The 17,888-nt window shown below is 67.2% G+C and carries 20 protein-coding genes; all 20 read left to right on the top strand.

Annotation, left to right across the window (positions count from 1 at the left end; translation table 11 throughout):
* Nucleotides 1-3 precede the first annotated feature (3 nt).
* The 20 genes from KTN05_RS10425 (at nt 4) to KTN05_RS10330 (ending at nt 17,887) form a co-directional block, all read left to right on the top strand.
* On the top strand, nt 4-651 hold the full coding sequence (locus tag KTN05_RS10425) for an NADH-quinone oxidoreductase subunit C (protein ID WP_217329341.1): 648 nt from the start codon (nt 4-6) through the stop codon (nt 649-651).
* Entirely contained in the window at nt 651-1,889 is a 1,239-nt protein-coding gene (locus tag KTN05_RS10420) for an NADH-quinone oxidoreductase subunit D (RefSeq protein ID WP_217329340.1), read from the top strand. The genes KTN05_RS10425 and KTN05_RS10420 overlap by 1 nt, the downstream gene beginning before the upstream one ends.
* Nucleotides 1,890-1,932: 43 nt before the next feature.
* A complete protein-coding gene (gene nuoE / locus KTN05_RS10415) occupies nt 1,933-2,802 on the top strand; it encodes an NADH-quinone oxidoreductase subunit NuoE (RefSeq protein WP_217329339.1) in 870 nt (289 codons plus the stop codon).
* Nucleotides 2,803-2,809: 7 nt separating this feature from the next.
* Nucleotides 2,810-3,511, top strand: a complete 702-nt coding sequence (locus KTN05_RS10410) for a hypothetical protein (protein ID WP_217329338.1) — start codon at nt 2,810-2,812, stop codon at nt 3,509-3,511.
* The gene (locus KTN05_RS10405) at nt 3,508-3,762 is read left to right on the top strand and encodes a DUF5337 domain-containing protein (RefSeq protein WP_254368118.1); all 255 of its coding nucleotides are present in this window, start codon (nt 3,508-3,510) and stop codon (nt 3,760-3,762) included. Before KTN05_RS10410 ends, KTN05_RS10405 begins: the two co-directional genes overlap by 4 nt.
* A gap of 9 nt (nt 3,763-3,771) precedes the next feature.
* Nucleotides 3,772-5,067 carry an NADH-quinone oxidoreductase subunit NuoF gene (gene nuoF, locus KTN05_RS10400; RefSeq protein WP_217329337.1) on the top strand — a complete coding sequence of 432 codons (1,296 nt, stop codon included), beginning with the start codon at nt 3,772-3,774 and terminating at the stop codon, nt 5,065-5,067.
* A 95-nt stretch (nt 5,068-5,162) separates the two neighbouring features.
* On the top strand, nt 5,163-5,573 hold the full coding sequence (locus KTN05_RS10395) for a DUF5333 domain-containing protein (RefSeq protein ID WP_254368117.1): 411 nt from the start codon (nt 5,163-5,165) through the stop codon (nt 5,571-5,573).
* Nucleotides 5,570-5,752, top strand: a complete 183-nt coding sequence (locus KTN05_RS10390) for a hypothetical protein (protein WP_217329336.1) — start codon at nt 5,570-5,572, stop codon at nt 5,750-5,752. Before KTN05_RS10395 ends, KTN05_RS10390 begins: the two co-directional genes overlap by 4 nt.
* 21 nt (nt 5,753-5,773) lie before the next feature.
* Nucleotides 5,774-7,804, top strand: a complete 2,031-nt coding sequence (nuoG, locus tag KTN05_RS10385) for an NADH-quinone oxidoreductase subunit NuoG (RefSeq protein ID WP_217329335.1) — start codon at nt 5,774-5,776, stop codon at nt 7,802-7,804.
* Between the two features lie 4 nt (nt 7,805-7,808).
* Nucleotides 7,809-8,600 (top strand): hypothetical protein, encoded by a 792-nt coding sequence (locus tag KTN05_RS10380; protein ID WP_217329334.1) that lies wholly within the window; start codon nt 7,809-7,811, stop codon nt 8,598-8,600.
* Between the two features lie 18 nt (nt 8,601-8,618).
* Nucleotides 8,619-9,683, top strand: coding sequence for an NADH-quinone oxidoreductase subunit NuoH (nuoH, locus tag KTN05_RS10375; protein WP_217329333.1), 1,065 nt, complete (start codon nt 8,619-8,621; stop codon nt 9,681-9,683).
* Between the two features lie 3 nt (nt 9,684-9,686).
* Nucleotides 9,687-9,881, top strand: a complete 195-nt coding sequence (locus KTN05_RS10370; protein WP_217329332.1) for a hypothetical protein — start codon at nt 9,687-9,689, stop codon at nt 9,879-9,881.
* Between the two features lie 4 nt (nt 9,882-9,885).
* Nucleotides 9,886-10,377 (top strand): NADH-quinone oxidoreductase subunit NuoI, encoded by a 492-nt coding sequence (nuoI, locus tag KTN05_RS10365; protein WP_217329331.1) that lies wholly within the window; start codon nt 9,886-9,888, stop codon nt 10,375-10,377.
* A gap of 21 nt (nt 10,378-10,398) precedes the next feature.
* Nucleotides 10,399-10,806 carry a carboxymuconolactone decarboxylase family protein gene (locus KTN05_RS10360; RefSeq protein WP_217329330.1) on the top strand — a complete coding sequence of 136 codons (408 nt, stop codon included), beginning with the start codon at nt 10,399-10,401 and terminating at the stop codon, nt 10,804-10,806.
* A complete protein-coding gene (locus KTN05_RS10355; RefSeq protein WP_217329329.1) occupies nt 10,803-11,405 on the top strand; it encodes an NADH-quinone oxidoreductase subunit J in 603 nt (200 codons plus the stop codon). Before KTN05_RS10360 ends, KTN05_RS10355 begins: the two co-directional genes overlap by 4 nt.
* Before the next feature lie 88 nt (nt 11,406-11,493).
* A complete protein-coding gene (gene nuoK, locus KTN05_RS10350; protein WP_217329328.1) occupies nt 11,494-11,799 on the top strand; it encodes an NADH-quinone oxidoreductase subunit NuoK in 306 nt (101 codons plus the stop codon).
* A 7-nt stretch (nt 11,800-11,806) separates the two neighbouring features.
* Nucleotides 11,807-14,044, top strand: a complete 2,238-nt coding sequence (nuoL, locus tag KTN05_RS10345) for an NADH-quinone oxidoreductase subunit L (RefSeq protein WP_217329327.1) — start codon at nt 11,807-11,809, stop codon at nt 14,042-14,044.
* A gap of 1 nt (nt 14,045) precedes the next feature.
* Nucleotides 14,046-15,593 (top strand): NADH-quinone oxidoreductase subunit M, encoded by a 1,548-nt coding sequence (locus KTN05_RS10340; protein ID WP_217329326.1) that lies wholly within the window; start codon nt 14,046-14,048, stop codon nt 15,591-15,593.
* Between the two features lie 10 nt (nt 15,594-15,603).
* Nucleotides 15,604-17,100 (top strand): NADH-quinone oxidoreductase subunit NuoN, encoded by a 1,497-nt coding sequence (nuoN, locus tag KTN05_RS10335; RefSeq protein WP_217329325.1) that lies wholly within the window; start codon nt 15,604-15,606, stop codon nt 17,098-17,100.
* A complete protein-coding gene (locus tag KTN05_RS10330; protein WP_217329324.1) occupies nt 17,093-17,887 on the top strand; it encodes a biotin--[acetyl-CoA-carboxylase] ligase in 795 nt (264 codons plus the stop codon). The genes nuoN and KTN05_RS10330 overlap by 8 nt, the downstream gene beginning before the upstream one ends.
* Nucleotide 17,888: the final 1 nt, after the last annotated feature.

Raw genomic sequence — 17,888 nt, 5'->3', positions numbered from 1 at the left:
GCCATGGCAACCTATCCCGATACGGCCGCCCTGACCGAACTGGGCGAGATGATCGCCCTGCGCCGGCAAAGCGAGGTGCTGTCGGCCCAGGTCGAGTTCGACGAGCTGACGCTGACCGTCAACGCCGGCGGCATCGCCGCGCTGGCCGAGTTCCTGCGGACCGAGCCGACCTGCCGCTTCAGCACGCTGATCGACATCACCGCCATCGACTTTCCGAACCGCCCCGCGCGGTTCGATGTGGTCTGGCAATTTCTGTCGATGTACACCAACCAGCGCATCCGCATCAAAGCGGCGGTGCGCGAGGATGATCTGGTTCCCTCGCTCACCCGCGTCCATCCCTCGGCCGGATGGTTCGAGCGCGAGGTCTTCGACATGTTCGGGATCATGTTCTCGGGCCATCCCGACCTGCGCCGCATCCTGACCGACTACGGCTTCCAGGGCCATCCGTTGCGCAAGGACTTCCCCACCAGCGGCTATGTTCAGGTGCGCTGGAACGACAGCCTGAAGCGCGTCGTCTATGAGCCGGTCAACCTCACCCAGGAATACCGGCAATTCGATTTCCTGTCCCCGTGGGAAGGCGCGAGCTACGTGCTGCCCGGCGACGAAAAGGCGCCGGCGACCACCGGCGTCACGGCAGAGGGCAAGAAGTGATGGACGGCGATATCCGCAACAACGTCTATGACGACGGCAGCGTGGACGTGCTGACGGACGAGCAGCGCATCCGCAACTTCAGCATCAACTTCGGCCCGCAGCACCCCGCCGCGCACGGCGTGCTGCGCCTCATCATCGAGCTTGACGGCGAGGTCGTGGAACGGTGCGATCCGCATATCGGACTGCTTCACCGCGGCACCGAGAAGCTGATGGAAAGCCGCACCTATCTGCAGAACCTGCCCTATCTGGACCGGCTGGACTACACCTCGCCGATCTCGCAGGAACATGCGTGGTGCCTTGCCATCGAAAAGCTGACGGGGGTGGAAATTCCCCGCCGCGCCAGCCTGATCCGCGTGCTGTTCTGCGAGATCACGCGCGTTCTGAACCACCTCCTGAACGTCACCACCGGCGCGATGGACGTGGGCGCGCTGACCCCGCCGCTGTGGGGGTTCGAGGAGCGCGAGAAGCTGATGATCTTCTACGAGCGGGCCTCGGGCGCGCGGCTTCACGCGGCCTATTTCCGGCCGGGCGGCGTGCATCAGGACCTGCCGCCGGACCTGCTGGACGACATCGACGAGTGGGCCGAGCAGTTCCCGGCCCGCATCCGCGACCTCGATATTCTCATCACCGAGAACCGGGTCTTCAAGCAGCGCACCGTCGATATCGGCATCGCGACCGAGCAGGAGGTGCTGGACTGGGGCTTTTCGGGCGTGATGGCGCGCGGCTCGGGGCTGGCGTGGGATCTGCGCCGCTCGCAGCCCTACGAATGCTATGACGAGTTCGAGTTCGACGTGCCGGTCGGCTCCAACGGCGACTGCTACGACCGCTATCTGATCCGCATGGAGGAGATGCGCCAGTCCACCCGCATCATCCGCCAAGCGATCGCCAAGCTGAAGGCCGAGCCTGCGGGCGACGTATTGGCGCGCGGCAAGCTGACCCCGCCCCGCCGCGCCGAGATGAAGCGCGACATGGAAAGCCTGATCCACCACTTCAAGCTTTATACCGAGGGCTTCAAGGTGCCCAAGGGCGAGGTCTATGCCGCCGTCGAGGCGCCCAAGGGCGAGTTCGGCGTCTATATGGTGAGCGACGGCACCAACAAGCCGTATCGCGCCAAGCTGCGGGCGCCGGGCTTCCTGCATCTGCAGGCGATGGACCACATGGCGCGCGGCCACATGCTGGCCGACGTGTCGGCGTTGATCGCGACCTTCGACCTCGTGTTCGGCGAGGTGGACCGGTGAGCCATTCCGCCCCCCTGATCCCTGCCGCCGGAGTTCGTTCCTGATGCTGCGCCGCCTTGCCCATGTCCAGCCGGACTCGTTCGAGTTCACGCCCGCGAACCTCGAATGGGCGCGCGCGCAGATGACCAAGTTCCCCGAGGGGCGGCAGCAATCGGCCGTCATCCCGATCCTGTGGCGGGCGCACGAACAGGAAGGCTGGCTGTCGCGGCCGGCGATCGAATATGTCGCGGACCTGCTGGGGATGCCCTTCATCCGGGCGCTGGAAGTGGCGACATTCTACTTCATGTTCCAGCTTCAACCCGTTGGCAGGATTGCGCATATCCAGATCTGCGGCACCACGACCTGCATGATCTGCGGGGCCGAGGAGCTGATCGCCATCTGCCGCGAGAAGATCGCGCCGACCCCGCACACGCTGTCCGCCGATGGCAATCTCAGCTGGGAAGAGGTCGAGTGCGCGGGCGCCTGTTCCAACGCGCCGATGGCCCAGATCGGCAAGGACTACTACGAGGATCTGACCGCCGAGAAGCTGTCGGAACTGATCGACGCCCTCGCCGCCGGCAAGCTGCCCGTTCCGGGGCCGCAGAACGGCCGGTTCTCGTCCGAGCCGCTGGGCGGGGCGACGGCGCTGGCCGGGACGGCGGGCGGCGAGACGGAGAACGCCTCGGTCGCGCGGGCCGTCCGGCAGCGCGACACGATCAAGCGGATCGATGGGACCGAGGCCCCGATCCTCACCCCGTGGAAGCGCCGCGACGCTGCCGAGGGGGATGAGCAGACCGAGCCGAAACCCTCGCAAGGGCGGCCGATCGACAAGACCGGCGTGACCGTGCAGGAAGCGGCGGCGACCTCGCCGGGCCGGCCGGTCTCGAAACGTGAACCCGCCGGGATGCCGGCAGATGCCAAGGACACGGAGTAGGCTGCCCATGGAAACCAACGTCTGCAAACGCAATTGCTGGATCGCCGGGGGCGTCCTCGGCCTGCTGATCGTCATTTTCGGCGGTCCCGGCTTCGGCTTCGTCGCGGCCCTGTTCCTGGGCATCCTCGCGGGGGGGATTCTGGGCGGGATGCTGCAATGGCTGGCCTGCGACGGCGCGGGCGGGCGGGCGCATGGGCAGGTCGCCGACGGGCCGGAGCAGCGCGAGGTCAACATCAACCGCCATGATGATCCCGAGGCGCATGAGGTCGTGCTGATGGGCTCGGGCGCGGGGCGCTTCGGCTCGGTCGTGCCGGTGGGCGAACTCGCCGCGCCGTCGGGCATCGTTGCCGGTGCGAAGACGACGATGTCGGAAGGTGCGGTCCCTGCCGCGACCGGTCAGGGGCAGGCGCCGACCTTCGGGCAGTCCTACAGCCCGGCCGCCTCGGCAGGGCAGGCCGCGCCCGAGCCGCTGGCCGGCGACAGCCCGGTCGAGGACACGCGCGCCGTGCTGCACGATCCATCGCAGTCGGAACATCACGACATGCCCGGCGAGGCGGTGCCGGTGGCCGAGCCCGGCGGCGCCCAGGACGAACGGCCCCCGCGTGAGGACGTGGCGGAAGCTGGCAAGTCGAAGCCCAGATCGTCGCACAAGCGCGGCGGCAAGGTGCGGGTGGTCGAGCCGGGGCCCGGACAGGGGAACGAAGGTTGAGCCAGCGGCCGCCCCCGAATGATGCGGGGCAGATGCGGCTGGTCGGGGCAGTGATCGCGCTGACGATGCTGGTCTGGCTGGCGGTGAACTGGGCGGGGCGGCGTTATGGCTGGCCTGCGGAATATGCCTTTCTCGCCGATTTCGCGGCGATGGGGGCGCTGGTCTGGTCGCTGCTGGTGACCTGGCGGATATGGCGGCGCCGCGATTCCGGCGCGCAACAGGGCGGGCCCGGCGGCCCGCGCGAACGATAGGACGACGCGATGCTGAGCGATCAGGACCGGATCTTCACCAACCTCTACGGCATGGCCGACCGCTCGCTGAAAGGCGCGCAGGCGCGCGGCCACTGGGACGGCACCGCCGGCATCATCGCCCGCGGCCGCGACGCCATCATCGACGAGATGAAGAAATCCGGCCTGCGCGGGCGCGGTGGGGCGGGTTTCCCGACCGGGCTGAAATGGTCCTTCATGCCGAAGGAATCCGACGGCCGCCCCTCGTATCTCGTCATCAACGGCGACGAATCCGAGCCCGCGACCTGCAAGGACCGCGAGATCATGCGCCACGATCCGCATACGCTGATCGAGGGGGCGCTGATCGCCAGCTTCGCCATGGGCGCCCACGCGGCCTATATCTACATCCGCGGCGAGTTCGTCCGCGAGCGCGAGGCGCTGCAATCCGCGATCGACGAATGCTACGACGCCGGGCTGCTGGGCCGTAACGCGGCCGGTTCGGGCTGGGACTTCGATCTTTACCTCAGCCACGGCGCGGGGGCCTATATCTGCGGCGAGGAAACCGCGCTGCTGGAAAGCCTCGAAGGCAAGAAGGGCATGCCGCGCATGAAGCCGCCGTTCCCGGCGGGGGCGGGGCTCTATGGCTGCCCGACGACCGTGAACAACGTCGAATCGATTGCCGTCGTGCCCACCATCCTGCGGCGCGGGGCGGAGTGGTTCGCAGGCTTTGGCCGCCCGAACAACGCGGGCGTCAAGCTGTTCGGTCTGACCGGCCACGTCAACACGCCCTGCGTGGTCGAGGAGACGATGTCGATCTCGATGCGCGAGCTGATCGAGAAGCACGGCGGCGGCATCCGCGGCGGCTGGTCGAACCTCAAGGCGATCATCCCCGGCGGCGCGTCCTGCCCGATCCTGCCCGCCCATCTGTGCGAGGACGCGATCATGGACTTCGACGGCATGCGCGAGCTGCGGTCCAGCTTCGGCACCGCCTGCATGATCGTCATGGACAACTCGGTGGACGTGGTGAAGGCGATCTGGCGGCTGTCGGCGTTCTTCAAGCACGAAAGCTGCGGCCAGTGCACGCCCTGCCGCGAAGGCACCGGCTGGATGATGCGGGTGATGGAGCGGCTGGTGAAGGGCGAGGCCGAGGTCGAGGAGATCGACATGCTGCTGGACGTGTCCAAGCAGGTCGAGGGCCACACCATCTGCGCCCTGGGCGACGCCGCCGCCTGGCCGATCCAGGGTCTCATCCGCCATTTCCGCGAGGAGATCGAGGACCGCATCAAGGCCAAGCGCACCGGCCGCATGGGGGCGATGGCTGCGGAATGACGGGACTGGCCGCTCACGATCCGTTGACGCGGGCGTGCAGGGCGCTCGCGCGTTCGGGTGACTATCTTGCAGCCATCTGCAAGAAGGAAACCGCCATGAAGATCGTGTCGAAATCCATGCTCGTCGCCGCCGCTCTGGCCGCGCTGGCCTCGCCCGCCGCCGCGCTGGAGCCGCTGCCGCAGGAGCGTTACATCAACGACCGCCTGATCGCGGCGCGGATCGCCGACCGCATCCGCCGCAACTGCCCGTCGATCAACGCCCGGATGATCTATGCCTACCAGCAGGCCCGCGCGCTCAAGCAATACGCGCTGGACAAGGGTTACAGCGAGGAACAGATCGACACGTTCCTCGACAGCAAGGAAGACCGCAAACGCATCTATGCCGTGGCCGAGCAATACCTGACGCGGAACGGCGTCCGCGAGGGTGATCCGCAGAGCTATTGCCAGATCGGCCATCGCGAAATCCAGGCGAACACCGTCACCGGCTCGCTTCTGGTGGCGAGATGAAGCGGGTCGTGCGCTGGGTCGGCATCGGCATCACCGTGGCCGCGGCCGCGACGATGCTGATGGCGGATCTGCTTCTTGCGGACACAGTCGCCGCATCGCATTCGGCTGACGTGGCGATCACGGTCGAAACCGGGGCCGATCACGGCTATAAGGACAGGATCCCCGGCCCTCGGGGCTGAGGCGCATTGCAAGGCACGCAGATGAGCAATCTCCGCACGATCAAGATCGACGACCAGCTGATCGAGGTCGATCCGAACATGACCCTGATCCAGGCCTGCGAGCAGGCGGGGATCGAGGTGCCGCGCTTCTGCTATCACGAGCGGCTGTCCATCGCCGGCAACTGCCGGATGTGCCTTGTCGAGGTCGTGGGCGGTCCGCCCAAGCCCGCCGCGTCCTGCGCGATGCAGGTCAAGGACCTGCGCCCCGGCCCGGACGGCGCGCCCTCCGAGGTCCGCACCAACTCGCCGATGGTCAAGAAGGCGCGTGAGGGGGTGATGGAGTTCCTGCTCATCAACCACCCGCTCGATTGCCCGATCTGCGACCAGGGGGGCGAGTGCGACCTTCAGGACCAGGCGATGGCCTATGGCGTGGACTTCAGCCGCTACCGCGAGCCGAAGCGGGCGTCGGAGGAGCTGAACCTCGGCCCGCTGGTCGAGACGCACATGACCCGCTGCATCTCCTGCACCCGCTGCGTGCGCTTCACGACCGAGGTCGCGGGCATCACCCAGATGGGCCAGACCGGGCGCGGCGAGGATTCGGAAATCACCAGCTATCTCAATATGACGCTGGATTCGAACCTTCAGGGCAACATCATCGACCTGTGCCCGGTGGGGGCGCTGGTGTCGAAGCCCTATTCCTTCACCGCCCGCCCGTGGGAGCTGAGCAAGACCGAGACGATCGACGTCATGGACGCGCTCGGCTCGTCGATCCGCGTGGACACCAAGGGGCGCGAGGTCATGCGGATCCTGCCGCGCAACCATGACGGCGTGAACGAGGAATGGATCTCCGACAAGACCCGCTTCGTCTGGGACGGGCTGCGCCGCCAGCGGCTCGACCGGCCCTATGTGCGCGAGAACGGGCGGCTGCGCCCGGCGACATGGCCCGAGGCGCTGGAGGTTACGGCGAGCGCCATGAAGGGCCGCAAGGTCACGGGGCTGGTGGGTGATCTCGCCCCCGTTGAGGCGGTGTTCGCGCTGAAGCAGCTGGTCGAGGCGGTCGGCGGCACGGTCGAGTGCCGCACCGACAATGCGCGCCTGCCGGCGGGCAACCGCTCGGGCTATGCCGGGACGGCGCGTATCGAGGATATCGACAGCGCCAAACGCATCCTGCTGATCGGCACCAATCCTCGGACCGAGGCGCCGGTGCTGAACGCCCGCATCCGCAAGGCCTGGACGCACGGGGCGCAGGTCGCGCTGGTCGGCGAGGCGGCGGACCTGACCTATGACTACCACCATTTCGGCGCGGGCCGCGACGCGCTCGCCAACCTGCTCGAGCAGGATCTGACCAATACCGAGGGCACGCCCGGCATCGTCATCGTGGGGCAGGGCGCCCTGCGCGAGGCGGATGGCGCGGCGGTTCTGGGCCACGCCATGCGGATCTGCGAGGCGGGCGACTGCAAGCTGTTGATCCTGCACACCGCCGCCGCCCGCGTCGGGGCGATGGATGTGGGCGCTGTGACCGAAGGCGGGCTGAGCGCCGCCATCGACGGGGCCGAGGTGGTCTACAGCCTCGGCGCCGACGAGGTCGAGATCGCGCCGCGCGATCAGGGCGGGCCGTTCGTCATTTATCAGGGCAGCCACGGCGACCGCGGCGCGCACCGCGCCGACGTGATCCTGCCCGCCGCCTGCTACACCGAGGAGAACGGCCTGTTCGTCAACACCGAAGGCCGCCCGCAGCTTGCCATGCGCGCCAACTTCGCGCCGGGCGAGGCCAAGGAGAACTGGGCCATCCTGCGCGCCCTGTCGCCGATGCTGGGCAAGACCCAGCCGTGGCAGTCGCTGGCGGAGCTGCGCCGCGAACTGGTCGCGGCCGTTCCGCATCTGGCCGATATCGACGAGGTGCCCGAGAACGGGTGGACGCCGGTCGAGGCGGGGCCGCTCGGCGCCGCCGATTTCCGGCCCGCGATCCGGGACTTCTACCTGACCAACCCGATCGCCCGCAGCTCGGCCCTGATGGGGCAGCTGTCGGCGCTTGCAGCCGGACGCACGACGTCCGCGCTGGCGGCCGAGTAAGGCGATGGCCGGCGCTCTCGCCCCCCGCCCGGCACCGGCCCGCCTGCTCGCCGTCGCGGCGATCGCGGCGGCGCTGGCGGGCTGCGCTTCGGACAGCAAGGACCCTCGCCCGGCGACGAAGCCGGACGAGCTTGGCGTCGCCGTCGTCCAGAAGGGCAAGGGCGGGGCAAAGCTCACGCGCGGGCGGGTGTCCACCAAATCGGGCGACATCCTGATTCTGGAACCCGATGGCTCCGTGACCGAGGTTGCGCTGGACAGCCCCAGCGGCCGCGACGCCTTCGACGTGTCCGAAGAGGAGCTGGCGGCGCTGTCGGTCAATCTCGGCCTCGATCTGTCCGCGCCGCTCGCGGGCAATTTCAACATATCGCCGCGTCAGGTGCGGCGCGGTCCCACGGCGCAGGAAAAGGCGCTGGAGGCGTTCGCCGCCCGCACCCAGCCGGCGCTGCCGCGCTTTCCCGCAGGCTTCCAGGCCGACCCCGAGGTCTTCCTCGGCACGCAGGTCCAGACCGTGCGCGGGGACGAGCGGGGGTCGCTGGTGGAGGTGATCGCCAACCTCAAGCCGGGGGTGGACGCCGACGTGGCCTTGGCCTATGCCACCTGCGCGCTTGCGGGCTGGGCCGAGGATGAGGGGCAGGATTATGCCCGCCATATCCGCACCCTTCAGGACAAGCGCCGCGGCATGCTTCTGGTCGGGGCGGTCTTCACCCTGTCGGACAGCAAGCCGATGGGCCTGAGGGTCATGGAAACGAGCGACACCTTGCGCGAGTGCAAGGATCGCGGCTTCCCCGCCGCGTGAACGAAGGGACGGACGTGAATGGCTGACTTCCTTGCATCCCCCCTGGGAACGGCGCTGATCCTGCTGTTGCAGGGTCTGGCCGTCATCGCCTTCGTGATGCTGTCGCTGGTCTGGCTGGTCTATGGCGACCGCAAGATCTGGGCCGCCGTGCAGATGCGGCGCGGCCCGAACGTGGTCGGCCCCTGGGGCCTGCTTCAGACCTTCGCGGACGCGATCAAATACGTCTGCAAGGAAATCGTCATTCCCGCCGGGGCGGACAAGTTCGTGTTCTTCCTGGCCCCGTTCCTCAGCATGACGCTGGCGCTGACCGCCTTCGTCGTCATTCCCTTCGCGCCCGGTTGGGTCATGTCCGACATCAACGTCGGCATCCTGTTCGTGCTCGCCGTGTCCTCGCTGGAGGTTTACGGCGTCATCATGGGCGGCTGGGCCTCGAACTCGAAATATCCGTTCCTCGCCTCGCTGCGTTCGGCTGCGCAGATGATCTCGTACGAGGTCAGCCTCGGCCTCATCGTCATCGCGGTCATCATCACGTCGGGCACGCTGAATCTGTCGGGGATCGTGGAAAGCCAGCGGGGCGGCTACGGCTTCCTCAACTGGTACTGGCTGCCGCATCTGCCGATGCTGGTGCTGTTCTTCATCTCGGCGCTGGCCGAGACGAACCGCCCGCCCTTCGACCTCGCGGAAGCTGAATCGGAACTCGTCGCCGGCCACATGACCGAATATGGGTCCACGCTCTACCTGCTCTACATGGCGGGCGAATACATCGCCATCTGGCTGATGTGCGCGCTGATCTCGCTGCTGTTCTTCGGCGGCTGGCTGTCGCCCATCCCCGGCTTCATTCCCGATGGCGCCTTCTGGATGGTCCTGAAGATGGTGTTCTGGTTCTGGATGTTCGCCATGGTGAAGGCGATCACCCCGCGCTATCGCTACGACCAGCTGATGCGGATCGGCTGGAAAGTGTTCCTGCCGCTGTCGCTGGGCTGGGTCGTGCTGGTCGCCTTCCTCGCGCGTTACGACGTGCTGGGCGGGGCCTGGGCCCGCTGGGATCACCTGACGCCGATCGGCGCCGTAGTCGGAGGTTGAGCCATGACCAACAATGAAATCCGTTCCGCGCTGACCAACGCGACCGAGATCGAAAAGGCCGAGCTGGCGCAGTTCCTGCTGGAGGCGCTCGGCCCTCACGGGCTGATGCAGGACGAGGTCGCCAAGCACGTGATCGTCGGCGCGCTCGACCGTTTCGCCGCGCCCGAGGGCGGGCAGGCGCAGGATGAGGACAGGTAGTAAGATGGCGTTCGATTTCGTCCGGGCGACGAAGTATTTCTTCCTCTGGGACTTCATCAAGGGCTTCGGCCTCGGAATGAAGTATTTCGTCGCGCCCAAGCCCACCATCAACTACCCGCATGAAAAGGGCCCGCTGTCGCCGCGCTTCCGGGGCGAGCATGCGCTGCGCCGCTATCCCAACGGCGAGGAACGCTGCATCGCCTGCAAGCTGTGCGAGGCGATCTGCCCGGCGCAGGCCATCACCATCGACGCCGAGCCGCGCGAGGATGGCAGCCGCCGGACCACGCGCTACGACATCGACATGACCAAGTGCATCTATTGCGGCTTCTGCCAGGAGGCCTGCCCGGTCGATGCCATCGTCGAGGGGCCGAACTTCGAATTCGCGACCGAAAGCCGCGAGGAACTTCTCTACGACAAGCAGAAGCTGCTGGACAACGGCGCCCGCTGGGAAGCCGAGATCGCCCGCAACCTGCAGATCGACGCCCCCTATCGCTGACCCCGCGGAAGGATCATCCAGATGAGCGACGCCTATACCAAGCTGTTCTCGCAGATGCTCGCCTCGGGGCAGGAGATGGCGCGCGCCTTCAATCCGGGGCTTGAGAATCTGGACACGAAGGCGTGGGAGAAGATGTTCCCCACCATGTCCGCCGACATGATGGAGATGTGGTTCGGCCGCACCTTCAACCGTGAAGGTCTGGACGCCAAGACCCGGCTGCTGCTGACGATCGGCGCACTGACCGTTCAGGGCGCCTTGGCCGAGCCACAGCTGCGGCTGGCGGTTCGCCACGCGCTTCAGGCGGGGGCGACCCAGCGCGAGATCGCCGAGACGATCTGGCAGATGAGCATGTTCGGCGGGATGCCCGCCATGCAGAAGGCGCTGGAGCTGGCCCAGTCCGTCTTTGCCGAAGAGGACGCCGAGAAATGATGACCTTCGCCTTCTATCTGTTCGCGCTGAGCGTGACGATCGCGGGGTTCATGGTCGTGATCTCGCGCAACCCGGTCCATTCGGTGCTGTGGCTGATCCTCGCCTTCCTGTCGGCGTCGGGCCTGTTCGTGCTGCTGGGGGCCGAATTCGTGGCGATGCTGCTCATCATCGTCTATGTCGGCGCCGTGGCGGTGCTGTTCCTGTTCGTGGTGATGATGCTCGACGTGGACTTCGCCAAGCTCAAGGCCGATCTCGCCAACTACCTGCCGCTGGGGCTGCTGATCGCGCTGGTGATGCTGGCGCAGCTGGCGATCGCCTTCGGCGGGTGGGAATCGGCCGGCACAGCCGAGGCGGCGCGGGCGGTGCCGATCGTCGAGAACACGCTCAACACCCACGCGATCGGGATGGTGCTGTATGACCGCTACCTGCTCGCCTTCCAGCTCGCGGGGCTGATCCTGCTGGTGGCGATGATCGGCGCGATCCTTCTGACCCTGCGCCACCGCAGGGACATCAAGCGCCAGGACGTGCTGCAGCAGATGTGGCGCGACCCGGCGAAGACGATACGGATGACCGACCCGAAACCGGGGCAGGGGCTCTGATCCCGCCCTTCGGGGGCGAAGGCTGTAATCCGGCCCGGCAGGGGCGAAAGACAAGATCCGGCGAACGCGCCGGGAAGGGACAAGGCAGATGATCGGACTGACACATTACCTGGTCGTGGGGGCGATCCTGTTCGTCACCGGCCTGTTCGGCATCTTCGTCAACCGCAAGAACGTGATCGTCATCCTGATGTCGATCGAACTGATCCTGCTGTCGGCGAACATCAACTTCATCGCCTTCTCGTCCCATCTGGGCGATCTCGCCGGGCAGGTCTTCACGCTGTTCGTGCTGACGGTGGCCGCGGCCGAAACGGCGGTGGGGCTTGCGATCATGGTGGTGTTCTTCCGCAACCGCGGCACCATCGATGTCGAAGACGTCAACGTGATGAAAGGCTGAGGCGGGCATGGAAAAGTTCATCGTCTTCGGCCCGCTGGTCGCCGCCCTCATCGCCGGTTTCGGCTGGCGGGTGATTTCTGAAAAGGGCGCGCAGTGGCTGACCACGGGCATCCTGTTCGTCGCCTGCCTGCTGTCGTGGATCGTGTTCCTGGGCTTCGACGGCACGCCCCGCCTTGTTCCGGTCATGGACTGGATCGTGACCGAGGGCTTCGCCGCCGAGTGGTCGCTGCGCATCGACCGGCTGACCGCGATCATGCTGATCGTCGTCACCTCCGTGTCGGCGCTGGTCCACCTGTATTCCTTCGGCTACATGGCCCATGACGACAACTGGACCGAGGACGAGCCCTACCGCGCCCGCTTCTTCGCCTATCTGTCGTTCTTCACCTTCACGATGCTGATGCTGGTCACGGCCGACAACCTGCTGCAGATGTTCTTCGGCTGGGAAGGCGTGGGCCTCGCCTCGTATCTGCTGATCGGCTTCTACTACAAGAAACCCAGCGCCAACGCCGCCGCGATGAAGGCGTTCATCGTGAACCGCGTCGGCGACTTCAGCTTCCTGCTGGGGATCTTCGCGCTGTTCTGGCTCACCGGCTCGATCCGCTTCGACGACATCTTCGCGCAAGCGCCGCAGATCGCGCAGACGCAGGTGCCGTTCCTCTGGTGGCAGTTCAACGCGGCCGAGCTGGCCGGGGTGCTGCTGTTCATCGGCGCGATGGGCAAGTCGGCGCAGCTCGGGCTGCACACCTGGCTTCCCGACGCGATGGAAGGGCCGACTCCGGTCTCCGCGCTGATCCACGCCGCGACGATGGTGACGGCGGGCGTGTTCCTGGTCTGCCGGATGTCGCCGCTCTATGAATTCGCGCCGGATGCGCGGACGTTCATCATCTTCATCGGCGCGACCACGGCGTTCTTCGCCGCGACCGTGGGTCTGGTGCAGAACGACATCAAGCGCGTGATCGCCTATTCGACCTGCTCGCAGCTCGGCTACATGTTCGTGGCCGCCGGCGTCGGGGTCTACTCCGCGGCGATGTTCCACCTGCTGACCCACGCCTTCTTCAAGGCGCTGCTGTTCCTCTGCGCCGGCTCGGTCATCTACGCGATGCATCACGAGCAGGACATGCGGAACTATGGCGGGCTGCGGAAGAAGCTGCCCTTCACCTTCTGGACGATGCTGATCGGCACGCTGGCGATCACCGGCGTCGGCATTCCGCTGACCACCATCGGCTTCGCCGGCTTCCTGTCCAAAGACGCGATCATCGAAAGCGCCTTCGCCTCGGGTTCGGCCTATGCCTTCTGGCTGCTGGTCATCGCCGCGATGTGCACCAGTTTCTATAGCTGGCGGCTGATGTTCCTGACCTTCTTCGGCGCGCCGCGCCCGCAGAGGGTCTGGGACCCCGAGATCAAGGCCGAGGAAGAGGTCCAGACCGCCGAGGCGGCGGAACCTGTCGCGCACGACCACGGCCACGCTCATGGTCATGGCGGGCTGGAAGCCTATGAGCACGCGCAGGAAAGCCCGCGTGTGATGCTGATCCCGCTGGGGCTGCTTGCGGTCGGCGCGGTCTTCGCCGGGATGGTGTGGTATGGGCCGTTCTTCGGCGACCATGACCGCGTCAACGCCTTCTTCCACGCGCCGCACGCGACGGTCGGGGCGCAGCAGCCCGGCGCCGATCCGGCGGACCACGCGGCCGCGCCCGCCGAAACCGCGACACCGGGCGCACCGTCGCCCGAGGCCGAGGCTCATGCGGCGGCGGATTCCGCGACCGAAGGCGGCGTCCGCACGGACGTTCCCGCGCCGGTGGGCGGGGCGATCTACATGCACCCCGACAACCACGTCATGGACGAGGCGCACCACGCCCCCGTCTGGGTCAAAGCCTCGCCGTTCTTCGCCATGCTGGCGGGGCTGGGGCTGGCCTGGGTCATGTATATCCGCAACCCCGCCGTGCCCGCGCGGCTGGCCGAGACGCAGCAACCGCTGTACCGTTTCCTGCTGAACAAGTGGTATTTCGACGAGATCTACGAGTGGGTCTTCGTCCGCCCGACGCGCTGGATCGGCGGGCTGCTGTGGCGCGGCGGCGATGGCCGGCTGATCGACGGGACGATCAACGGCGTCGCGATGGGCCTCATTCCCCGCATCACCCGCTTCGCCGGTCGGGTGCAGTCGGGCTATCTCTTCCACTACGCACTGGGCATGGTGCTCGGCCTTGTCGGCCTTCTGATCTGGGTGACGATGCGGGGCGCGCTTTGAGATGACGAATTTACTCTCCATCATCACCTTCCTGCCGATCGTCGCGGCGCTCATCATGGCCGTGTTCCTGCGCGGCAATGACGAGGCGGCGGCCCGCAACGCCAAGTGGCTGGCGCTGGTCGCCACCACCGCGACCTTCATCCTGTCCTGCTTCTTGCTGGCCGGGTTTGATCCCGCCGATACCGGCTTCCAGTTCGTCGAGGACCAGCCCTGGATCATGGGGCTGCGCTACAAGATGGGCGTGGACGGCATCTCGATCCTGTTCGTGATGCTGACGACCTTCCTGATGCCGCTGGTGATCCTGTCCACGTGGGAGGTGACGGTCCGCGTCAAGGACTACATGATCGCCTTCCTGGTGCTGGAAGGGCTGATGATCGGCGTCTTCACCGCGCTGGACCTGTTCCTGTTCTATCTGTTCTTCGAGGCCGGGCTGATCCCGATGTTCCTCATCATCGGGATCTGGGGGGGGGCGGACCGCATCTATGCGACGTTCAAGTTCTTCCTTTATACCTTCCTCGGCTCGGTGCTGATGCTGGTCGCGATGGTGACGATGGCCGTGACGGCCGGCACCACCGACATTCCGACGCTGATGGGCTCCAACTTCTCCAGCGAGGCGATCCCGCTGTTCGGCACGCAGTTGCTCGGCGGGCTTCAGACGCTGCTGTTCCTCGCGTTTCTGGCGAGCTTTGCGGTCAAGCTGCCGATGTGGCCGGTCCACACCTGGCTGCCGGACGCGCACGTGCAGGCGCCTACGGCGGCGTCGGTGCTGCTGGCGGCGGTGCTGCTGAAGATGGGCGGCTACGGCTTCCTGCGCTTCAGCCTGCCGATGTTCCCCGAGGCGTCGGCGCTCGCCCAGCCGTTCATCCTGTGGCTGTCCGCGATCGCCATCGTCTATACCAGCCTCGTCGCGCTGGCCCAGACCGACATGAAGAAGCTGATCGCCTATTCGTCGGTGGCCCACATGGGCTATGTCACCATGGGGATCTTCGCCGCGAACCAGGCGGGGGTCGATGGGGCGATCTTCCAGATGATCAGCCACGGCTTCATCTCGGGCGCGCTGTTCCTGCTGGTGGGCGTGATCTACGACCGGATGCACACGCGCGAGATCGACGCCTATGGCGGGCTGGTCAACCGGATGCCCGCCTATGCGCTGGTCTTCATGTTCTTCACCATGGCGAATGTGGGCCTGCCCGGCACATCCGGGTTCGTGGGCGAGTTCCTGACCCTGCTCGGCACCTTCCGGGCCAATACCTGGGTCGCGGTGGTCGCGACGTCCGGCGTGATCCTTTCGGCGGGTTACGGCCTCTGGCTCTATCGCCGGGTGACGCTGGGGGCGCTGGTCAAGGACGGGCTGAAGTCGATCACCGACATGACCGCGCGCGAGCGCTGGATCTTCGTGCCGCTGATCGTCATGACGATCCTGCTGGGCGTCTATCCGCGACTCGTCACCGACATCACCCAGCCCGCCGTGTCGGCCCTGCTGAACGATTATCACGCCAGCCAGCCTGCGCCCGCGTCCGAGGACGCCGTGGCCATGGCCGGCAACTGAGGGGGCACAGATGACCTCGCTGGATTTCTCGACCATCCTCCCCGAGGCCGGGCTGGCGCTGTTCGCGCTTGCCGCGCTGCTGCTGGGCGCGTTCGCGGGCAAGGACGAGCAACGCCACACGATCCTGTGGCTGACGGTGATCGCGCTGCTGGCCGCCGCTTTCGCGATCGGCACTGGCTGGCGGCCCGCGGGCGGGCAGGCCTTCTTCGGCATGTTCATCGACGACGGTTTTGCGCGTTTTGCCAAGGTCGTCATGCTGACCTCGGCCGCCGCCGTGCTGGCGATGAGCGTCCGTTACCTCGACCGCACCAACATGCTGCGGTTCGAGCTGCCGCTGCTGGTCGTCCTCGCGGTCATCGGCATGATGATCATGGTCTCGGCGGGCGACCTGCTGTCGCTCTACATGGGGTTGGAATTGCAGTCGCTGGCGCTCTATGTCGTCGCGGCAATGCGGCGGGGCAGCGTGCGCTCGTCCGAAGCGGGGCTCAAATATTTCGTGCTCGGGTCGCTCAGCTCGGGGATGCTGCTCTATGGCGCCTCGCTGGTCTATGGCTTCGCGGGCACGACCAACCTGGCCGCGATCGGGGCGGTCCTCGTCTCGGGCGAGCTGCCGGTGGGACTGCTGTTCGGGATGGTGTTCATCCTCGTCGGCCTTGCGTTCAAGGTCAGCGCGGTGCCGTTCCACATGTGGACCCCCGACGTCTATGAGGGCGCGCCCACGCCGGTCACCGCGTTCTTCGCCACCGCGCCCAAGGTCGCGGCGATGGCGCTGATCGCGCGGCTGATGTTCGGCGCCTTCGGCAACGTGGTGAGCGACTGGACGCAGATCATCGCGCTGCTCGCCGTGCTGTCGATGTTCCTCGGCTCCATCGGCGGTATCGGGCAGCGCGACATCAAGCGGCTGATGGCCTATTCGTCGATCTCCCACATGGGCTTCGCGCTGGTCGGCCTTGCCGCGGGCACGGCGTTCGGTGTGCAGACGATGCTGCTCTACATGGCCATCTACGCGGTGATGAACGTCGGCGCCTTCGCCTTCATCCTGTCGATGGAGCGGGACGGCCGTCCCGTCACCGCGCTGGAGGACCTGAACCTGCTCGCGCGCAGCCACCCGGTCAGTTCGGCCGCGATGCTGGTGCTGCTGTTCAGCCTTGCCGGCGTGCCGCCGTTCCTGGGCTTCTTCGCCAAGTTCGGGGTGCTGAGCGCCGCGGTGGATGCGGGCCTCGCCTGGCTTGCGGTGCTGGGCGTGATCGCCTCGGTGATCGGTGCGTTCTATTACCTCCGCATGGTCTACTACATCTATTTCGGGGCCGAGCGGGACGGCGCGGTCGCGCTCCGCATGGCGGCGCCGCAATGGGTGGCGCTGGTCGGCTCGGCGGCGATGATGACCTTCGGGGCCATCACCATGCTGGGCGTGGACGATGCGGCGGGGCGCGCCGCCGCCTCGCTGGTGACGCCGGACGCACCCGTGAGTGATCCGGTCGCGGTCGCGACGGTGCGCGTTGACTGACGCCGGCGCGGCGGACGCGGCACAGCTTGCCCGCTGGCCTGCCGGCGTCGCCCGGCATGTCCTGCCGCGCGTGGACAGCACCAACGCCGAGGCGCTGCGGCTCGCGCCCTCGCTGACCGGTCCGGCCTGGATCATGGCCCGCGAGCAGACCGAGGGCCGGGGCCGCCGGGGCCGCGCGTGGGTCATGCCGCCGGGCAACATTGCCGCGACTCTGGTGCTGCGCCCGGAAGGCTCGGCCCAGTCGGCGGCGCTGCTCGGCTTCGTGGCCGCATTGGCCGTCCATGACGCGCTGGCGGCGGCCTGCGGACCGCTCGCGCGGCTGGCGATCAAATGGCCCAACGACGTCCTGCTGAATGGCGGCAAGGTGTCGGGCATCCTGCTGGAAAGCCTCGGCGCGGGCGCAGGCGTGCAGATCCTCGCCGTCGGCATCGGCATCAACCTGGCTGCCGCGCCCGATACCGGCGCGATCGAACCCGGCGCGCTGGCGCCCGTGTCGGTGCGCGGGGAAACCGGCCTCACCGTCACACCGGACGAGATGCTCGACCTGCTCGCCCCGGCCTTCGCTCATTGGCAGGGTCAGCTCGCAACCTGGGGCTTCGCCCCGATCCGCCGCGCCTGGCTCGCCCGCGCGGCGCGGCTGGGCGAGATGATCACCGCCCGCACCGGCGCGACCAGCCGCGAGGGGCGGTTCGACGGCATCGACGACAACGGCGCGCTGATCCTGACCACGCCCCGCGGGCGCGAGGTCATTCCCGCCGCGGATATCTACTTCCCGCAAAGGGGCTGAG

It is taken from the genome of Paracoccus sp. Z118, assembly GCF_019061185.1.
Lineage (GTDB): Bacteria > Pseudomonadota > Alphaproteobacteria > Rhodobacterales > Rhodobacteraceae > Paracoccus.
This window is presented reverse-complemented; position numbering and strand designations above follow the sequence as displayed.